The organism is Ruegeria sp. HKCCA5929 (assembly GCF_013034525.1).
Classification (GTDB): Bacteria; Pseudomonadota; Alphaproteobacteria; order Rhodobacterales; family Rhodobacteraceae; genus Ruegeria.
The window spans coordinates 543,217-559,833 of the sequence record NZ_WQGE01000002.1 but is presented as its reverse complement, the minus strand read 5'-3'; the positions used below and the strand labels follow the sequence as shown (position 1 = coordinate 559,833).

Below are 16,617 nucleotides of genomic sequence, written 5' to 3'. Positions count from 1 at the left end.
ATGGACAGGCGCGGAGGACATATGGATCAGGCACAGATCGAAATTCAGGTACTAGGCACCTTGTCGCAGATTTCTGCGGCAGAGTGGGATGCCTGCGCCTGTCCCGAGGCCGCTGATGGCGGGCGGCCTCTTGATCCCTTTACGACCCATCGGTTTCTGTTGGCGTTAGAAGAAAGCGGGTCGGTCGGGCGCGGCACTGGCTGGCAGCCCCAATATCTCACGGCTTATCTTGACGGGATGCTGATTGCAGCGGCCCCAATGTACGCCAAGTCGCACAGTCAGGGCGAATATATCTTCGATCACAGCTGGGCCCATGCCTATGAAAGCGCAGGTGGGCGATATTACCCCAAGCTGCAGATTTCAGTGCCGTTCACCCCGGCAACCGGGCGACGCTTCCTGGTGCGTCCTGGTTACGAGAGGATCGGCATGTCAGCCCTTGTGCAAGGCGCAGTGCAACTGGCGGCAGACAATCAGGTCTCATCGGTGCACGCGACCTTTTGTACTGAAGACGAAGCGCTGGCCGGGGAACAGATGGGCCTGATGTTGCGCATCTCGCAGCAGTTTCACTGGTTAAATGAAGGCTATTCTGATTTCGACGCTTTCCTGATTGCCCTGTCATCACGCAAACGCAAGAACATCCGCAAGGAACGGGCGCAGGCCAATGACTTTGGCGGTGACATCCGCACCCTGACCGGCGACGCGTTGCGCCCGGAACATTGGGATGCATTTTGGCGGTTCTATCAGGATACCGGTGCGCGCAAATGGGGCTCACCCTATCTGACGCGTCAATTCTTTGATATTGCGCAGGAAACCATGGCAGACGACATGGCCTTGGTGCTGGCGGAACGGGATGGCTATGCCATCGCGGGTGCGTTGAACTTCATAGGTCGTGAAACGCTTTTTGGGCGGTATTGGGGCTGCGTTGAACACCATGCCTGCCTGCATTTCGAATTGTGCTATTATAGGGCGATAGACTTTGCCATTGCCCATGGTCTGGCCCGGGTCGAGGCAGGCGCCCAGGGTGAACACAAGTTAGCGCGAGGCTATTTGCCAACGCGCACGCATAGCTTGCACTGGGTCGGCGATCCGGGTTTTGCTGATGCCGTCAAAAAATATCTGGACGCCGAAGGCCGTGCAGTGGGAGAAGAGATCGAGATTCTAACGGACTACGGCCCGTTCAGGAAATCGAACCCGGAGGAACAGCAATGACCGAACTCTTGTCGACCGAAACCCGTGGCCCGCTGCTGGATCCGCTGTTCAAGAACGGCTGGACGATGGTCGAAGGCCGAGATGCGATCACCAAAACGTTCATCTTCGACAATTTCGTTTCTGCCTTTGGGTGGATGACCCAAGTGGCGATTTGGTCCGAGAAATGGAACCACCACCCGGAATGGTCAAACGTGTACCGCACGGTTGAAGTCGTTCTATCCACCCATGACGTGGGCGGGCTGTCCTCGTTGGATGCCAAACTGGCACGCAAGATGGACAGTCTTTGCTAGCGATCGTTGCCTGAGCCCTGGCCACCGGCGAGGGACGCGGCAGTGCCCATCTGTCGGAACTCGGCAGGTGTCACGGTCCCGTCGCTGACGTCGATGGATCTTGGGATACCCGTTGTCTTGTTTCCAATCTGGCGCACGCTGCGCGCGGCGGGGTTAATGTCGAGACAACGGTTTTCATAACAGGTCAGCCCGGATAGATTGATTTGAATGCGGGCCTGACCGTCCGGCCCCGTCACAACCGGGGCCTGCGGAACGTCACACGCTGCGACCAACGCCAATACACCCAAACCAATCCATTTGTTCATCTCAAACTCCTGTCCGTGGCAGGCCTAGTCCAGTTGGCCATTGCCATCCTTGTCCGCAGCGTTGAAATCCTCACCCATCTGAGCATCATATTCCGCTCTTGAGATAAAGCTGTCCTTGTTGCGGTCAACATCCTGAAACTGCTTGATGTCTAAAAACGGCTTTGCCTCGTCCAGCCCCAAAGTGCCATTCTTGTCTTCATCCATGGTCTGGAATGCGTAATCCGAGAAGGCGTTGAACTCATCCTTGGACAAGAAGCCATCATTGTTGGCATCAATGGCGTTCAGCTCTTTTTCATGCAGTTCAGCAACGGTTTCCGCTGTTGCTGCAGATGCCAGAATAAAGGCTGCGGTTATGAAAATTGCTCGTGTCATGTCCATCCCCCTCAGCATGCAAATCTTTGGCCTTCAAATCCGCCAGCAGCAGCGCCTGCCGCGGTCAGGATCGTCTTGCCCGACCCACCGCCGAACTGGTTGCCGATGGCGCCACCGATCAACGCGCCGCCCAATGTGCCGCCCAGGCACGCGATCTCGTGCTGGCGCGCGGCTTGTTGTTGTGGGGTAGGGGCCGGTCCGCAGGCCGAGATCAGGGCTGCGCCCGTTAGAATGAGTGATAATGTCTTAAGTTTCATAAAGAACTCCACGTATGCGTAGGCCAAGTATTTGCGCAATGGAGCAGGTCTTCAAGTTAATTTGGGGTGCGAAGGCCCCGGATGCCCGGGGCCGATGTTGTTCAAATGGCCTCTAACAGGCCCTCACCGGCAGAGATCTCACAAGCGCCTGGATTTTCTTCCAAATTCAAGGCTGTGACTTTGCCGTCTTCAACCAACATGGCATAGCGCTTGGATCGTGCAATCAGACCGACAGGCGGGGCGTCAAAATCCATGCCAATGGCTTTGGTGAATTCCGATGTCGCATCGGCCAACATGGTCAATCCGGCCTCGGACGCGCCTGTCGCTTCGCCCCAGGCTTTCATGACAAACGGGTCGTTGACTGAAATGCAGATGATTTCATCCACGCCTTTGGCGTCGAACTGATCCTTTGTACGCATAAAGCTGGGCACATGTGCGGAATGGCAAGTCGGCGTAAACGCACCTGGAACGGCAAAGATCACGACTTTGCGGCCTTTGGTTTTTTCTGAAATCCGAACCTCCTCGGGTCCGTCGGCGCCCATCTGGGTCAATGTCGCTTCGGGAAGGGTATCTCCTGTTGAAATCATTTTTTTTGCTCCTGTCGTTTGGATTTGCAGAATTGGGCTTAGCCGCAATATAGGTGGTCCAAACACAGAGACCACGGGAAAACTGCAGGGTGGGCAAAACATGAACCATATTGTCGTGATCGGTGCCGGTCAGGCGGGGGCATCTTTGGTGGCGCGGTTGCGCAAGGATGGGTTCGACGGGGACATCACCCTTATCGGAGCCGAGCCGCATTTGCCCTATCAGCGCCCACCTTTGTCCAAGGCATACCTTCTGGGCGAGATGGAGCTGGAGCGCCTGTTCCTGCGACCCGAGAGTTTCTATGCCGAGAACAACATCACCCTTCGTCTGGGTCAGCGCGTCACGGGCATCGATCCGCAAGCCAAGACTGTGACGTTGGGCGACGAGGTCATTTCCTACGACGAACTGGCGCTGACCACCGGGTCCGATCCGCGTCGTCTGCCAGCGGCAATTGGTGGCGACCTGGACGGTGTGCATGTGGTGCGCGATCTGGCGCATATCGACGATATGGAGCCCAAGGTCACTGAAGGCGCCCGTGCGCTGATCGTGGGCGGTGGCTATATCGGGCTTGAAGCCGCAGCCGTCTGCGCCAAGCGCGGCGTCAAGGTGACTCTGGTCGAGATGGCCGACCGTATCCTGCAACGAGTTGCAGCACCCGAGACCAGCGACTATTTCCGTGCATTGCACAGCGAGTATGGTGCGGACATTCGCGAAGGCGTCGGACTGGACCGGCTGATTGGCGAAAACGGCAAGGTCACAGGCGCCCTGTTGACCGACGGCACCGAGCTGGAGGTTGATTTCGTTGTGGTTGGCGTGGGCATCGCGCCCGCAACCCAATTGGCCGAGATGGCGGGGCTTGAGTTGGACAATGGTATCAAGACCGACGCCCATGGCCGCACTTCGGATCCTTCGATCTGGGCGGCAGGCGATTGTGCTTCGTTTCCACACGGTGAAGGCCGGATCAGGCTAGAGAGTGTGCCTAACGCAATTGATCAAGCCGAGATCGTCGCGCAGAACATGCTGGGCGCGGCCAGGGATTATGTGGCGACACCATGGTTCTGGTCGGACCAGTATGACGTCAAATTGCAGATCGCCGGTCTGAACACCGGATATGACCGCGTTGTGACCCGCAAGGGCGAAGGGCAGACCGTGTCCTTTTGGTACTACAAGGGCGATCAGTTGATAGCTGTGGACGCAATGAACGATCCCCGCGCGTATATGGTCGGCAAACGCTTGATCGACGCAGGCAAGACGGCCGATCCGGCTGTGGTCGCCGACCCGGACGCGGATCTGAAACCGCTGCTCAAAGCGTGAGGATCATCGCCGGAGAGTTCCGGGGCCGCGCTTTGGCCTCGGTCGGCAAAGGGGATGCGGGGGCACATCTGCGCCCCACCACTGACCGTGTGCGCGAAAGTCTTTTCAACGTCCTGACCCACCAGATCGACTTTGACGGTCTGCGCGTGTTGGATCTGTTTGCAGGTACCGGGGCGCTGGGGCTCGAGGCGCTGTCGCGTGGTGCGGCGCATGTCACCTTTGTTGATGACGGACGTGTGGCCCAAGGGCTGATCCGCAAGAATATCGACCTGACCCACAGCGCCGAGCGTACCGATCTGGTCCGCCGCGATGCCACCCGGCTGGGCGACAACCCGAACGCCCCATATGATCTGATCTTTCTCGATCCGCCCTACGGCAAAGCGTTGGGCCAAAAGGCAGTGACCGCAATAACCGCTGGTGGATGGGTCGCTGATGAGGCCTTGCTGGTTTGGGAAGAAAACACCCCGATGCAAGCACCCGCAGGGTTCAAGCTGCACGACAGTCGGAAATACGGCGACACGCATATCTCTTTGATATGGAAAGACGAATCGGATGCATGATCTGGTAATCTTCGATTGCGATGGTGTTCTGGTCGACAGCGAAGTGATCTCGAACCAGGTGCTGATGGGCAATCTGGCTGGTTATGGCCTGCACCTCACATTGCCTGAATGCATGTCGCTGTTTGTAGGCGGAACGATGGTCGGGGTGCGCGACAAGGCACGCAGCATGGGGGCCGATCTACCCGAGGGCTGGGTGGATCAGATCTATGCTGAAACCTATGACCGCCTGCGCAAAGGGGTGCCTTTGGTGCCTGGTGTTTCCGAATTGTTGGCGGCACTGGATCAAAACGGCATCCCGTTCTGCGTCGCGTCAAACGGCAGCCCGGACAAGATGAAGATCACTCTGGGCCAGAATGGGCTTTGGGACCGATTTAAGGACGTTATGTTCTCGGCTCATGTTCTGGGAACAGGCAAACCGGACCCAAAGATGTTCAAGCTGGCCGCTCAGCGCTTTGAAGCAAATTCCCCTGTGGTTATTGAAGACAGCCAGAATGGTGTCACAGCGGCCGTGCGGGCAGACATGCGCTGTTTGGCTTATGCCCCGCACGGAGGTGGCGACAGCTTGGCTGATCTGGGTGCCGAAGTGATCACGGATATGGCACAGGTGCACCGGCTTTTGGGACTCAGAGCCTGAATTGTGCTAACGTGTGGTCATGGACCGCGCCCTGACACCCTTTAGTTGGACGTTTGCCCGCGACGCCGAAGCCTCTACCGGGCCCGAGCGCAAGCCGATGCGCGCGCCTGTTTTCATCCACGACGCGGTGACGCCGTGGGGGGCAGAGACGATGCTGCTGAAAGTGTTGCGCGAACAGGCTGCCGATCAGGAGGAGTAGGTCGGGTGGAACTTGTCGCCCGGCGAGAGCGTAAAGATCTCGACCCCATCCGCCGTGACACCCACCGAATGCTCGAACTGTGCCGACAGTGACTTGTCGCGGGTCACAGCTGTCCAGTCGTCGGCCAGCGTCTTGGTTTCAGGACGGCCCAGATTGACCATCGGTTCGATGGTAAAGAACATACCCTCTTCCAAAACCGCACCGGTGCCCGGACGGCCATAGTGCAGAACATTGGGCGGCGCGTGGAACACGCGGCCCAGACCATGGCCACAAAAATCACGCACAACGCTCATCCGGTGCGCTTCTACATAAGCCTGAATGGCGTGGCCAATATCACCGAAAGTGTTGCCGGGCTTGACCATCTCGATGCCCTTGAACAGCGCGTCATGGGTCACTTGGATCAGCCGTTCCGCCTTGCGCGGCAGTTTCCCGGCCACATACATACGCGAGGTGTCGCCGAACCAGCCATCAACGATAACAGTCACGTCAATGTTCAGGATGTCGCCATCCTTCAGCTTTTTTTCACCCGGAATGCCATGGCAGACCACATGATTGACGCTGATGCAGCTGGCGTGTTGATAGCCCTTGTACCCAATCGTGGCCGAGGTTGCGCCTGCATCTTCAACCATCTGAGTAATCAGCCCGTCAATCGCGCCAGTCGTCTGGCCGGGAAAGACGTGTTCTGCAATATCATCCAGAATGCGTGCCGCCAAAGCCCCTGCCGCGTGCATTCCGGCAAAGTCGCTTTGTTCATAGATGCGGATGCCGTCTTTGGTCAGGCGGCCACGATGTTCTTTCATCGACGCTAAGCTCCAAATGTTTCGCGCAGCATTCCTTTTACGCTGCTTGTGCAGAAAGTACCAGAGGGCGCAGCGTTGCGGGTTGCAGATGGTGCAAAAAGTGGCGAATTCAAGCGTCAACCGACGGTAGTTATTTTGAGTGTCTGTGTCGGCGTTTACGCTCAGGCGGTAAAGCGGGCAAACTGTGCTATGCGGACGAAGAGGGCGTTCGCGATTCCAATTTGAATGTCCGGTTTGCAGAGGTCTTAGACTTGGGGGCAGGCGGCACACCGACCTTTTCTGGGTCTAATTTAAACCAGCGCTCACCAAGCAAAAGAGGAAGGCGGTTGCTATCAGTCTGGGTGGCATTTAGGTTGTTTGGACTTCGGTACTTATGCTCACTGACAGGATAACATTAAGTAATGTTTGGGATATTTCGATCACCACAGGATCGGCTGAAAAAGCGAAATGAAGCTATCTTGAAGCACGTCAAAGATGAACATGCTGGCATGAAGCTCGAGTTCCGGCAAAGCCTTTTAAACAAAATGAACTTCTTGAACCCAAAAATGGTACTGATGATGAACACTCAGTCGGATGTGTTCTTTGGGTACGATAGGCAGGCTGAGTACTTTGTTTGTGGGCAATTCTATGACTCGCTGCTCGGTGACCTTTTAGATCTTGAACAAAACTTGAGCAATTCCGACTTTGAACTCGATGCCCGAAACTTTTTTGAGCGCATGCATAAAATCTCTGACTACGACATCAAGGAATTGGTTTCTAAATTCAACTATCGTGGAGCTATGAGAGCCGACGGTTATTGTATTAGCACTTACTACCCGCCGGCTGAAATCCGAATTTTGAAGAACGATAATGTCATTGCTCGCTCTGGGCCTTTCTCCCCTAAACACAAAGGATACTTCAAAGAGACTCTATATCAGAACGTTGTTGAGGATATCGGAGGAACTGGGGTTTCAGCAATCGAAGTATCGTTTGGAATTTGGAATGGCGGGGAAATTGAGTTTGTTAAAACGTTTTATGTTTACGTGGATCATCCCCGGGCAAAGGTTGGTACCGATATAGAATACTACGCTAAGGTTTGTTCACTTTTCACGCCGCTGCTCGATGAGATAGAGCAGGACATGCTGTCTAAAGACATTAACTCGGCTGGATTTCTTGATTGTTTGTCGGAGGGGATTGATGAAGATGTTGACGACACGTTGCTTGGATTGCCAGCAAACCCATACTCCAGACGGACGTTCACGCTGTGACATCCCAATGACTGCATGAAAGTGCATTCTTGCCAACTCGTCTATGGCGCTTCCGATTATATTGACCGGATTCTGGAATTCTGAGGTCCTGAAGTATCAGCCTCTTCTAGTAAAGCCTACATTCGCGCAGATCGTAACATTCGGTTAGTTTGGGCTCAATGCTGTCATTCATTCATCTTGCTTCCATTCATGTCCACCCATACCCCCTCTGGCGAAATCTTCGTCCCATACACCAACCGTTCCACCCCCTGCGCCTGTGCTGCTTCAAACGCCGCCGCATAGGCCTGGTCAATATCAGCCGCCAGCGCAAACCGGTCGCAATCGGTGCGTTGTACCAGGTACAGCATGATTGCGCGGTGTCCTTGCGCGGCCATTGCTGCCAGCTCGCCCAGATGCTTGGTGCCGCGCGCCGTGACGCTGTCGGGGAACTCGGCCAGGCCGGGCTGGCGCGAGAGGGTCACGCTTTTGACCTCGACATAAGCGTCGGGCAGGCCCGGCTCGGTTAACAGAAAATCGATGCGGCTGTTTTCGCCGTATTTCACTTCGGGCCGGACGGTGTCATAGGCGGCCAGTTCTGCGATCTCACCAGCTTCAAGCGCTGCCCTTAAGGCGCGATTGGGAACCGAGGTGTCAACGCCGGTGAAATGCCCGTTTTCGTGATCCACCAATCGCCAGCCGTATTTCAGCTTTTTCTTCGGGTCGTCATTGGGTTCCAGCCAGATTTTCTCGCCCGGTTCGGCCAGCCCCATCATCGATCCCGGATTGGCGCAATGGGCTGTAACCTCTTGCCCGTCTTCCAGCGTGCAATCGGCCAGAAAGCGTTTGTAGCGACGGATCAGGCGGGCGGGGATAAGAGGGGTTTCAAAACGCATGGTTCAGGGCCTATACCTGCCCCTGAGAACGATCAAGAGGGGAGAGCGCCATGGCCAATCCAACCGCAGCGATGCTGGTGATCGGGGATGAAATCCTGTCCGGCCGCACCCGTGATGCGAATATGCATTTTCTGGCGCAAGAGCTGACGAAACATGGCATCGACCTGAAAGAAGTGCGCATTGTCAGCGATGACGCCCCTGCCATCGAAGGGGCGGTTAAGGCATTGTCTGATGCCTATGACACCGTCTTTACCAGTGGCGGCATCGGTCCGACCCATGACGATATAACGGCCGATTGCATCGCGCGGGCCTTCAATACGCCGATTGATATCAGGGATGACGCGCGGGCATTGTTACAGGCGCATTACGACAAATCGGGGTTGGAACTGAACGCCGCCCGACTGCGCATGGCCCGCGTTCCCGATGGTGCGGCGCTGATTGACAATCCGGTCTCGACTGCACCGGGCTTTATCCTTGCGAACGTGCATGTGATGGCCGGCGTGCCTTCGGTGTTTCAGGCGATGGTGGCCAGTGTTCTGCCAACGTTAACCGGAGGCAGTCCCTTGCTGTCGCAAACTCTGCGCGTAGATCGGGGCGAGGGCGATATTGCCGCAAACCTGTCCGCCTTGGCCGAAGAATTCAGCGACCTATCCATCGGGTGTTATCCGTTCCAGATCAACGGGGCCTTCGGTGCCAACGTCGTGATACGAGGCACTGACGGAGGGCGGATTGATGCGGCGATGACCCGTCTGGCGAAAGAGTTGCAACTTTGAGCTTGAACTGGGCGGATATTGTCGACGGCACATGGCCTGCCGCAGGCTACAAGGCGCTTGGCCCGTTCCAACTGCGCGAAGGACAAGGTGGTGGGTCACGCGTGTCTGCGGCTAATGCGCTGGGTCCTGCAACAGACGCGGATATTGACGCCGCCGAGGCCGCAATGCTGGCCATGGGGCAGAAACGCATTTTCTGTCTGCGTCCGGGTGATGAGGCGCTGGACACAAAACTGGCTGATCGGGGGTACAGCGTTCTGGACCCGGTCAACATCTATGCCTGTCCGGTCGACCTGCTGACAGATCAACCGATTCCTCCGATCATGGTCTTCTCGGTCTGGGAGCCACTTGAGATCATGCGCGAAATCTGGTCTTCGGCCGGGATCGGCGCAGAACGGCAAGCGGTCATGGCGCGCGCGAAAGGTCCCAAGACCAGCCTGTTGCTGCGCCATAACGATAAACCCAGCGGCGTGGCATTTGTGGCTATGCATGGGGATGTTGCGATGGTCCACGCGCTTGAAATTCTGCCCGATCATCGCCGCCATGGTCTGGGCCACTGGACCATGCGCGCGGCGGCAATCTGGGCGCGGGATAATGGCGCGCAGACCCTCAGCGTGATCTGCACCAAGGCCAATGCAGGTGCCAATGGCCTTTATCGCGCGCTCGGGATGGAGCTTGCGGGCGAATACCATTACCGTCACCTTGATTGAACTGAAGAGGCCGCCGTGACACAGAAAGACATGCCCACCGCGCTGAACCTGCCCATGGTCGATCCGCTGCCGCCGGAAACGCAGAAATACTTTGATATCTGTGTCGAAAAGCTGGGCATGGTGCCGAACGTGTTGAAAGCAAACGCGTTCGACATCGACAAGCTGAATGCCTTCACGGCGATGTACAATGACCTGATGTTGGCCGACAGCGGGCTGTCCAAGCTGGAGCGTGAGATGATTGCGGTGGTCGTTTCATCGATCAACAAGTGCTTTTATTGTCTGGTTGCCCATGGCGCGGCGGTGCGTCAGCTGTCGAGTAATCCGCAACTGGGTGAGATGCTGGTGATGAACTACCGCGTTGCGCCGCTGGATCCACGTCAGCGTGCGATGCTGGATTTTGCTGCCAAGATGACCACCTCCAGCGCCGAGATCGAAGAACCCGACCGGCAGAAGCTGCGCGATGCCGGGTTCACCGACCGGGACATCTGGGACATTGCCAACGTAACCGGTTTCTTCAACATGTCCAACCGGGTGGCCAGCGCGACCGCAATGGTACCGAACGCAGAATATCACGCGCAGTTTCGATGATCCGTACGGCTGTCCTTTTATCAATGCTACTAACAGGCCCGGTTCTGGCGCAGGACCTGACCCTGCCCACCAGTGCGCGCCAGATCAGTGACCGAACCTCGCCGTTGGACAGTTATGACCTGCCGACGGGGCCTTATGAGAACGGTGCAGTGCCCTCAGACACAATCGAAGGTCGGGTTGAGCGGTTCACGTGGCGGTTACAGGCAGGTTCCAGCACGACCCTGCAGCTACTGGCCCCGCTGCGCGACCAGATCGAGGCGCAAGGCTACAAGATCCTGTTTGAGTGTGAGGCGCAAGCTTGCGGCGGCTTCGATTTCCGTTTCGGGACGGAAGTTGTGCCAACACCAGACATGTATGTCGCCATTCAGGATTACCGTTTCCTTTCAGCGACCAAGGGATCCGTTGCGCTTAGCTTGTTGGTCAGCCGCAACCCGCCAGATGGCTACGTACAGTTGATCCGCGTAACGCCGCAGGATGCGCCTGACCCTGATCCGGTTGTGATCGAACAGGCCGTCGAAGGCTCGGGCGGATTGCTGGAGGCTCTGACAAGCGCAGGGCATGTGATCCTGGATGATTTGCATTTTCCCACCGGCGAGGTGGCATTGGGTGAAGGGCCGTTCGCGTCGCTGACTCTGGTCGCCGGTTACTTGTCTGACAACCCCGATACGCGACTTGCGTTAGTAGGGCATACCGACGACACCGGCGCGCTGTCGGCCAATATCTCTGTCAGCAAAAGCCGGGCCGAGGCCGTACGCACCCGATTGATCGAGGCGCATGGCGTGGCCCCTGAGCGGATCGAGGCGCAGGGCGTGGGCTATCTGGCTCCGATAACGTCCAACGCGACGCCCGAGGGACGCGACCTGAACCGCCGGGTCGAAGCGGTTTTGCTGGTCAACTGAACAGGTACGGTCAAGCCTAAAGGCAAAAAAAGACCCGCACTTTGACATGCGGGTCATAAGGTTGGTCTTCAGGGAGAATTACCAGTCCATCGGGCCTTTGTCGTGGTAGGAATTGACCAGGAAGTCGATGAAGGCCCGAACTTTGGGTTGTGTGAAGCGGCCAGGCGGGTAGACGGCATAGATGCCCTGAACCTCGTCCGGCAGAGATGGCATGGCGTCGACCACCTGTCCTGATTTCAACGCTTCGGCATAAAGATAGCTTGGCAGATACGCGATCCCCAGCCCCGAGATGGCCGCGTTCAGCAGCGATTGCCCGTCATTCACGCTCAGCCAGCCCGCGGTACGCACCTGACGTTTTTCACCCGATGGCGCGGTCAGTTTCCAGACGTTGCCCGAGGATTGGCTGGAATAGTGCAGCAGCTTGTGTTCGTTCAGATCATCGATCTTCTGCGGGCGTCCGAAGCGTTCAATATAGCTGGGCGCAACCACCATGCGTTTCACGGTTTCAGTTAGCTTACGGGCGCGCAGCGTGCTGTCTTCCAGCTCGCCGATGCGGACGGCCACGTCAAATCCTTCGGAAATCAGTTCGACATAACGGTTGTTCAGAACCATGTTCACGGTGATATCGGGATAGGCGGCCAGGAACTCGGACAGAACGGGGGACAGGTGATTCACGCCGAAGTCGGTGGCAACGCTGATGCGCAGCAGGCCCGATGGGGCCGATTGCATTGATGTGACCAGCGAATCTGCTTCGCCCGCGTCATTCAGAACACGCCGCGCGCGGTCATAGTAGGCAAGGCCGATTTCCGTCGGCGACACCCGGCGTGTGGTGCGGTTCAGCAACCGGGCCCCCAGACGCGCTTCGAGGCTCGAGACATGTTTGGACACGGCGGATTTGGAGATGCCCATCTTTTTGGCCGCATCGGTGAAGCCACCTTGGTCCACCACATTGGCGAAGGCTTCCATTTCAGTCAGTCGGTCCATACTCGTTCCCCAGATCTTGATTTCCTCTCTGACTATGGCGCTGAATCTGGGCGGAAACGCGGCAGACATGGGATAATATCAGGGATTTGAATCGGATCGTTTGCGTATGGGAAACGCAGAAACAGTGGTTTCCAAATGCGCCTGAGCCCCAGTCAGGCTGTGTTTTTTGGTGCAGCGACCTAATGTGTTACCTTGAGGATGGCATTTTTGTGACAAGGGAGGAGACCATGAAGACCGTTTTCACCATCGCTGCCTTTTGCCTTTTTGCGGGCTTTGCATACGCCGGGGGTGAGACGCCTTCGAACCCCGATGCGAAGGTTTATTTCGTTAATCTTTCAGACGGTGACACAGTGCAATCACCGGTCACGGTTGTCTTCGGTCTCAGCGGAATGGGCGTCGCCCCTGCCGGGACCGAGAAGGAAAACACCGGCCACCACCACCTGTTGCTCAACCGCCCCCCGATTGGTGAGGGCGAGGATGGAGCGGATGAGCTGGCTTATGGCCTTCCTGCCGATGACAACCATATGCATTTTGGCGGCGGCCAGACCGAGGTGACACTGGACCTGCCCGCAGGTCAGCACACGCTGCAACTGGTATTGGGAGACGCGGGCCATGTGCCACATAACCCACCGATTGTGTCCGAGGTGATTACGATTACCGTTGAGTAGGTAGCTGCACGCCTGTTTACTTTCGGTTTGATGTGGGGAACTCTCCGGCAAGTGGTCGGAGGGTTCTATGTCGCTTGAGTTTTTCATTACATCTTTGATCGTCGTGCTGTTGCCGGGCACCGGCGTCATCTACACGCTGGCCATTGGGCTTGGCCGCGGGTTTCGCGCCAGCATTGCGGCGGCGGCAGGCTGCACGCTTGGAATCGTACCCGCCGCTGTGGCCAGCATTATCGGCTTGGCCGCTCTGCTGCATACAAGTGCGCTGGCCTTTCAGGTGCTCAAATACCTTGGGGTGCTCTACCTGTTCTATATGGCGTGGGGTATTGTCCGCGAGGGCGGTGCGATGGAGGTCAGCGCGAATAAATCAGCCAAAGGGTACCTTAGAATTGCGGCGACCGGCACGCTGATCAACGTGTTGAACCCCAAACTGTCGTTGTTCTTCCTCGCGTTCCTGCCGCAATTTCTGCCCGCCGACACAAACCATGCGGGGCTGGCTTTGGTGCAACTGGCGCTTGCGTTTATGGCGATGACCTTTGTTGTATTTATCGCCTACGGGGCCTGCGCGGCCGTGGCGCGGGACTACATCATCCACCGCCCGTCAGTGATGGCCTGGATCAAACGGTGTTTTGCGACGGCCTTCGGCGCGCTGGGGGTGAAACTTGCGCTGTCCGACTGACCAAGCTTAAAGCTCGGCCGCCAATCGTGTTCCCTGATTGATTGCCCGTTTGGCGTCCAGTTCGGCCGCTACATCCGCACCGCCGATTACGTGGGGGGTAACGCCGCGTTCGATCAGCGCGTCCGCCAGCGACCGGTCTGAAACCTGCCCGGCACACAAAACGATTGTATCCGCCGAGATCACTGTCGGGTCTGCACGGTCTTCGCCAAAGCTGACATGCAAGCCGTCATCGTCGATGCGCTCATAGTTCACGCCGCCCACGAAGTTGACGTTTTTCATCTTCAACGCTGCACGGTGAATCCAGCCAGTGGTTTTACCCAATCCCTTGCCGTGTGCCTGTTTCTTGCGCTGTAGCAATGTGACCTGACGCGCAGGCGCGCTGGGTTGAGGCCCTTCTGGCGCAAGGCCCGAGCGGTGCTCGGCCGGGTCTGTCACGCCCCATTCCTTCATCCAAAGCGGCAAGTCGGTGGTTGCGCTGTGCCCGTCCTTCAAAAGAAACTCCGACACATCAAAGCCGATGCCACCTGCGCCGACTACGGCGACAGATTCGCCGACTTCGGCCTTGCCACGCAGCACGTCTATATAGCTGAGGACATTTTCCCGATCCTGCCCCGGAATCTGTGGGTCGCGCGGGGTGACGCCGGTTGCGATGATCACCTCGTCAAAGCCGGTCAGATCGTCGGCGCTGACCTCACGGTTCAATTCCACCTTTACGCCCAGATCGGCCATCATGGTGCGATACCAATCGACCAGCCCCCAAAACTCTTCCTTGCCCGGAACCTGTTTGGCCATGTTCAACTGCCCACCAATCTCTGCGGCGCGGTCAAACAAAGTCACGTCGTGGCCGCGCTGGGCGGCGGTCATCGCGGTGGACAAACCGGCTGGGCCCGCACCGACAATGGCAACGTTTTTCTGCGTTGTGGCGGGTGCAATCACCAGTTCGGTCTCATGACAGGCGCGGGGATTGACCAAACAAGACGTCAGCTTGCCGCTGAATGTATGATCCAGACAGGCTTGATTGCACGCAATGCAGGGTGCGATTTGCGCAGATTGCCCCGCAACGGCTTTGTTGACGAAATCGGCGTCTGCCAGCATCGGGCGGGCCATCGACACCATATCGGCACAGCCGGAGGCCAAGACCTCTTCGGCGACCTCGGGCGTGTTGATCCGGTTTGAGGTGATCACAGGTATCGAAACCTTACCCATCAGCTTTTTCGTCACCCAAGCAAAGGCTGCACGCGGCACGCTGGTGGCGATGGTCGGAATCCGCGCCTCGTGCCAACCAATGCCGGTATTGATGATTGTGGCACCGGCCTTTTCTACTTCTTGCGCCAGTTGCACCACTTCTTCATGGGTCGAGCCGTTGGGGACCAGATCAATCATCGACAGGCGGTAGATGATGATGAAATCGCGGCCAACGGCCTCGCGCGTGCGGCGCACGACTTCGATAGGCAAGCGCATTCTGTTTTCGTAGGACCCGCCCCAGCGGTCGGTGCGTTTGTTGGTATGGGTAACAAGGAACTGGTTCAGGAAATACCCTTCAGACCCCATGATCTCGACCCCGTCATAGCCCGCCTGTTGGGCCAGAACGGCAGCGTTCACGATGTCGCTGATCTGTTTTTCGATGCCGTCTTCATCCAGCTCATTTGGCGGAAAGGGTGAGATTGGGGATTTCACAGGGCTGGGGGCCACGCATTTCGGGCCATAGGCATAGCGTCCTGCATGCAGGATCTGCATCGCAATCTTGCCGCCTGCTTCGTGCACCCGCTGGGTCACGATGGAATGGTTCGCCACCTCTTTTTCATTGGTCATCATCGACGCGCCGGGCAGAACCGAGCCCTCAAGATTCGGACCAATGCCACCTGTCACCATAAGCGCCACGCCACCGCGCGCCCGGTCCGCATAGAATTCAGCCACCCGGTTCCAGTCACCGGTTTCCTCAAGCCCCGTATGCATCGAGCCCATCAGCACGCGGTTCTTCAAGGTAGTAAAGCCCAGATCCAGCGGGGCCAGCATGTTTGGGTACGCAGTCATGGCGAAACTCTCCCTCCCGAATATGCGAGTTAGATTGACCTTCGCGTCAACTTTGTCACGCGAAACCCCACGTCACCCTCTTTGCTGTTGCCCCTGTGGTTGTTAGAGGTTGGCGGAACAATCCGATGAGGCCCCCTATGACCCCCGAAGACATCGCCAAGCTACCCTATCGTCCTTGTGTCGGGCTGATGCTGATAAACGCGGATGGCAGGATCTTTGTGGGTCAGCGCAACGACCGTCACAAAGACGCGTGGCAGATGCCGCAGGGCGGTGTGGACAAGGGCGAAGACCCGCGCGATGCGGCCCTGCGAGAGTTGTGGGAAGAAACCGGGGTGACCTCGGATCTGGTGGAGATCGTGGCCGAAACCGACGGTTGGCTGCCTTACGATCTGCCGCACGACATCGTGCCCAAGATCTGGAAAGGCCGCTATCGCGGGCAAGAGCAGAAATGGTTCCTGCTACGCTTTATCGGAACGGATGATCAGATCAACATCGAAACCGATCACCCCGAGTTTTCACAATGGAAATGGCAAGCGTCTGATCGGTTGATCGACGAGATCGTGCCGTTCAAACGGGACGTATATGAGCATGTGCTTAAGGCTTTTGACAGCTACTTGGGTGAGAAGGATTGACGTATGGGAAAG

General features: G+C 57.2%; 22 protein-coding genes. 14 read left to right on the top strand and 8 right to left on the bottom strand.

Features of this window, described 5'->3' with window-relative positions:
• Positions 1-21 precede the first annotated feature (21 nt).
• Together GOV90_RS07550 and GOV90_RS07545 are read left to right on the top strand one after the other, a co-directional pair.
• A complete protein-coding gene (locus GOV90_RS07550; RefSeq protein ID WP_171093185.1) occupies positions 22-1,209 on the top strand; it encodes a GNAT family N-acetyltransferase in 1,188 nt (395 codons plus the stop codon).
• Positions 1,206-1,499 carry a 4a-hydroxytetrahydrobiopterin dehydratase gene (locus GOV90_RS07545; RefSeq protein ID WP_171093186.1) on the top strand — a complete coding sequence of 98 codons (294 nt, stop codon included), beginning with the start codon at positions 1,206-1,208 and terminating at the stop codon, positions 1,497-1,499. The genes GOV90_RS07550 and GOV90_RS07545 overlap by 4 nt, the downstream gene beginning before the upstream one ends.
• Here the strand turns inward: GOV90_RS07545 and GOV90_RS07540 are convergent.
• The 4 genes from GOV90_RS07540 to GOV90_RS07525 form a co-directional block, all read right to left on the bottom strand.
• The gene (locus GOV90_RS07540) at positions 1,496-1,804 is read right to left on the bottom strand and encodes a hypothetical protein (RefSeq protein ID WP_171093188.1); all 309 of its coding nucleotides are present in this window, start codon (positions 1,802-1,804) and stop codon (positions 1,496-1,498) included. The genes GOV90_RS07545 and GOV90_RS07540 overlap by 4 nt on opposite strands.
• A gap of 24 nt (positions 1,805-1,828) precedes the next feature.
• On the bottom strand, positions 1,829-2,176 hold the full coding sequence (locus tag GOV90_RS07535; protein ID WP_171093191.1) for a hypothetical protein: 348 nt from the start codon (positions 2,174-2,176) through the stop codon (positions 1,829-1,831).
• 11 nt (positions 2,177-2,187) lie between these two features.
• On the bottom strand, positions 2,188-2,433 hold the full coding sequence (locus GOV90_RS07530) for a glycine zipper 2TM domain-containing protein (RefSeq protein ID WP_171093193.1): 246 nt from the start codon (positions 2,431-2,433) through the stop codon (positions 2,188-2,190).
• Between the two features lie 101 nt (positions 2,434-2,534).
• The gene (locus tag GOV90_RS07525) at positions 2,535-3,020 is read right to left on the bottom strand and encodes a peroxiredoxin (RefSeq protein ID WP_171093195.1); all 486 of its coding nucleotides are present in this window, start codon (positions 3,018-3,020) and stop codon (positions 2,535-2,537) included.
• Between the two features lie 100 nt (positions 3,021-3,120).
• On the opposite strand from GOV90_RS07525, the gene GOV90_RS21145 reads away from it, so the two are divergent.
• Genes GOV90_RS21145 through GOV90_RS07505 form a run of 4 tightly spaced genes read left to right on the top strand, consistent with a single transcriptional unit; the run spans position 3,121 to position 5,725 of the window.
• Positions 3,121-4,332 carry an NAD(P)/FAD-dependent oxidoreductase gene (locus GOV90_RS21145; protein ID WP_171093197.1) on the top strand — a complete coding sequence of 404 codons (1,212 nt, stop codon included), beginning with the start codon at positions 3,121-3,123 and terminating at the stop codon, positions 4,330-4,332.
• Complete coding sequence (rsmD, locus tag GOV90_RS07515; protein WP_171093200.1) at positions 4,329-4,892, top strand: 16S rRNA (guanine(966)-N(2))-methyltransferase RsmD; 564 nt, start codon at positions 4,329-4,331, stop codon at positions 4,890-4,892. The genes GOV90_RS21145 and rsmD overlap by 4 nt, the downstream gene beginning before the upstream one ends.
• Positions 4,885-5,526 carry an HAD family phosphatase gene (locus tag GOV90_RS07510; protein WP_171093201.1) on the top strand — a complete coding sequence of 214 codons (642 nt, stop codon included), beginning with the start codon at positions 4,885-4,887 and terminating at the stop codon, positions 5,524-5,526. Before rsmD ends, GOV90_RS07510 begins: the two co-directional genes overlap by 8 nt.
• Positions 5,527-5,545: 19 nt before the next feature.
• Positions 5,546-5,725 (top strand): hypothetical protein, encoded by a 180-nt coding sequence (locus tag GOV90_RS07505; protein ID WP_171093203.1) that lies wholly within the window; start codon positions 5,546-5,548, stop codon positions 5,723-5,725.
• On the opposite strand, the gene map is transcribed toward GOV90_RS07505, so the two are convergent.
• A complete protein-coding gene (gene map, locus GOV90_RS07500) occupies positions 5,713-6,525 on the bottom strand; it encodes a type I methionyl aminopeptidase (protein ID WP_171093205.1) in 813 nt (270 codons plus the stop codon). The genes GOV90_RS07505 and map overlap by 13 nt on opposite strands.
• A 401-nt stretch (positions 6,526-6,926) precedes the next feature.
• On the opposite strand from map, the gene GOV90_RS07495 reads away from it, so the two are divergent.
• Positions 6,927-7,772, top strand: coding sequence for a hypothetical protein (locus tag GOV90_RS07495; protein WP_171644533.1), 846 nt, complete (start codon positions 6,927-6,929; stop codon positions 7,770-7,772).
• A 164-nt stretch (positions 7,773-7,936) separates the two neighbouring features.
• Here GOV90_RS07495 and sfsA read toward each other — a convergent pair whose 3' ends face one another.
• Positions 7,937-8,644: a DNA/RNA nuclease SfsA gene (gene sfsA, locus GOV90_RS07490; protein WP_171093210.1), complete on the bottom strand. Its 708-nt coding sequence runs from the start codon at positions 8,642-8,644 to the stop codon at positions 7,937-7,939.
• Positions 8,645-8,694: 50 nt separating this feature from the next.
• On the opposite strand from sfsA, the gene GOV90_RS07485 reads away from it, so the two are divergent.
• Genes GOV90_RS07485 through GOV90_RS07470 form a run of 4 tightly spaced genes read left to right on the top strand, consistent with a single transcriptional unit; the run spans position 8,695 to position 11,611 of the window.
• Positions 8,695-9,417, top strand: a complete 723-nt coding sequence (locus GOV90_RS07485; protein ID WP_171093211.1) for a molybdopterin-binding protein — start codon at positions 8,695-8,697, stop codon at positions 9,415-9,417.
• A complete protein-coding gene (locus tag GOV90_RS07480; RefSeq protein ID WP_171093213.1) occupies positions 9,414-10,124 on the top strand; it encodes a GNAT family N-acetyltransferase in 711 nt (236 codons plus the stop codon). Before GOV90_RS07485 ends, GOV90_RS07480 begins: the two co-directional genes overlap by 4 nt.
• A 30-nt stretch (positions 10,125-10,154) precedes the next feature.
• Positions 10,155-10,712, top strand: a complete 558-nt coding sequence (locus GOV90_RS07475) for a peroxidase-related enzyme (protein WP_171093364.1) — start codon at positions 10,155-10,157, stop codon at positions 10,710-10,712.
• The gene (locus GOV90_RS07470) at positions 10,709-11,611 is read left to right on the top strand and encodes an OmpA family protein (protein WP_171093215.1); all 903 of its coding nucleotides are present in this window, start codon (positions 10,709-10,711) and stop codon (positions 11,609-11,611) included. Before GOV90_RS07475 ends, GOV90_RS07470 begins: the two co-directional genes overlap by 4 nt.
• A gap of 78 nt (positions 11,612-11,689) precedes the next feature.
• On the opposite strand, the gene GOV90_RS07465 is transcribed toward GOV90_RS07470, so the two are convergent.
• Positions 11,690-12,595, bottom strand: coding sequence for a LysR family transcriptional regulator (locus tag GOV90_RS07465; RefSeq protein WP_171093217.1), 906 nt, complete (start codon positions 12,593-12,595; stop codon positions 11,690-11,692).
• A 227-nt stretch (positions 12,596-12,822) separates the two neighbouring features.
• Here GOV90_RS07465 and GOV90_RS07460 point away from each other — a divergent pair, with 227 nt between their 5' ends.
• Both GOV90_RS07460 and GOV90_RS07455 read left to right on the top strand, forming a co-directional pair.
• A complete protein-coding gene (locus GOV90_RS07460) occupies positions 12,823-13,263 on the top strand; it encodes a DUF4399 domain-containing protein (RefSeq protein ID WP_171093219.1) in 441 nt (146 codons plus the stop codon).
• Between the two features lie 67 nt (positions 13,264-13,330).
• The gene (locus GOV90_RS07455; protein WP_171093221.1) at positions 13,331-13,939 is read left to right on the top strand and encodes a LysE family translocator; all 609 of its coding nucleotides are present in this window, start codon (positions 13,331-13,333) and stop codon (positions 13,937-13,939) included.
• A 6-nt stretch (positions 13,940-13,945) separates the two neighbouring features.
• Here GOV90_RS07455 and GOV90_RS07450 read toward each other — a convergent pair whose 3' ends face one another.
• Positions 13,946-15,973, bottom strand: coding sequence for an NADPH-dependent 2,4-dienoyl-CoA reductase (locus GOV90_RS07450; protein WP_171093223.1), 2,028 nt, complete (start codon positions 15,971-15,973; stop codon positions 13,946-13,948).
• Positions 15,974-16,110: 137 nt separating this feature from the next.
• On the opposite strand from GOV90_RS07450, the gene GOV90_RS07445 reads away from it, so the two are divergent.
• Positions 16,111-16,605 (top strand): RNA pyrophosphohydrolase, encoded by a 495-nt coding sequence (locus GOV90_RS07445; RefSeq protein WP_171093225.1) that lies wholly within the window; start codon positions 16,111-16,113, stop codon positions 16,603-16,605.
• The last annotated feature ends 12 nt before the right edge of the window (positions 16,606-16,617 follow it).

Coding starts and splice junctions, on each gene's coding strand:
- GOV90_RS07550 (WP_171093185.1), top strand. CDS start 22: ATGGATCAGGCACAGATCGAAATTCAGGTACTAGGCACCTTGTCGCAG.
- GOV90_RS07545 (WP_171093186.1), top strand. CDS start 1,206: ATGACCGAACTCTTGTCGACCGAAACCCGTGGCCCGCTGCTGGATCCG.
- GOV90_RS07540 (WP_171093188.1), bottom strand. CDS start 1,804: ATGAACAAATGGATTGGTTTGGGTGTATTGGCGTTGGTCGCAGCGTGT.
- GOV90_RS07535 (WP_171093191.1), bottom strand. CDS start 2,176: ATGACACGAGCAATTTTCATAACCGCAGCCTTTATTCTGGCATCTGCA.
- GOV90_RS07530 (WP_171093193.1), bottom strand. CDS start 2,433: ATGAAACTTAAGACATTATCACTCATTCTAACGGGCGCAGCCCTGATC.
- GOV90_RS07525 (WP_171093195.1), bottom strand. CDS start 3,020: ATGATTTCAACAGGAGATACCCTTCCCGAAGCGACATTGACCCAGATG.
- GOV90_RS21145 (WP_171093197.1), top strand. CDS start 3,121: ATGAACCATATTGTCGTGATCGGTGCCGGTCAGGCGGGGGCATCTTTG.
- GOV90_RS07510 (WP_171093201.1), top strand. CDS start 4,885: ATGCATGATCTGGTAATCTTCGATTGCGATGGTGTTCTGGTCGACAGC.
- GOV90_RS07505 (WP_171093203.1), top strand. CDS start 5,546: ATGGACCGCGCCCTGACACCCTTTAGTTGGACGTTTGCCCGCGACGCC.
- map (WP_171093205.1), bottom strand. CDS start 6,525: ATGAAAGAACATCGTGGCCGCCTGACCAAAGACGGCATCCGCATCTAT.
- GOV90_RS07495 (WP_171644533.1), top strand. CDS start 6,927: ATGTTTGGGATATTTCGATCACCACAGGATCGGCTGAAAAAGCGAAAT.
- sfsA (WP_171093210.1), bottom strand. CDS start 8,644: ATGCGTTTTGAAACCCCTCTTATCCCCGCCCGCCTGATCCGTCGCTAC.
- GOV90_RS07485 (WP_171093211.1), top strand. CDS start 8,695: ATGGCCAATCCAACCGCAGCGATGCTGGTGATCGGGGATGAAATCCTG.
- GOV90_RS07475 (WP_171093364.1), top strand. CDS start 10,155: ATGCCCACCGCGCTGAACCTGCCCATGGTCGATCCGCTGCCGCCGGAA.
- GOV90_RS07470 (WP_171093215.1), top strand. CDS start 10,709: ATGATCCGTACGGCTGTCCTTTTATCAATGCTACTAACAGGCCCGGTT.
- GOV90_RS07465 (WP_171093217.1), bottom strand. CDS start 12,595: ATGGACCGACTGACTGAAATGGAAGCCTTCGCCAATGTGGTGGACCAA.
- GOV90_RS07460 (WP_171093219.1), top strand. CDS start 12,823: ATGAAGACCGTTTTCACCATCGCTGCCTTTTGCCTTTTTGCGGGCTTT.
- GOV90_RS07455 (WP_171093221.1), top strand. CDS start 13,331: ATGTCGCTTGAGTTTTTCATTACATCTTTGATCGTCGTGCTGTTGCCG.
- GOV90_RS07450 (WP_171093223.1), bottom strand. CDS start 15,973: ATGACTGCGTACCCAAACATGCTGGCCCCGCTGGATCTGGGCTTTACT.
- GOV90_RS07445 (WP_171093225.1), top strand. CDS start 16,111: ATGACCCCCGAAGACATCGCCAAGCTACCCTATCGTCCTTGTGTCGGG.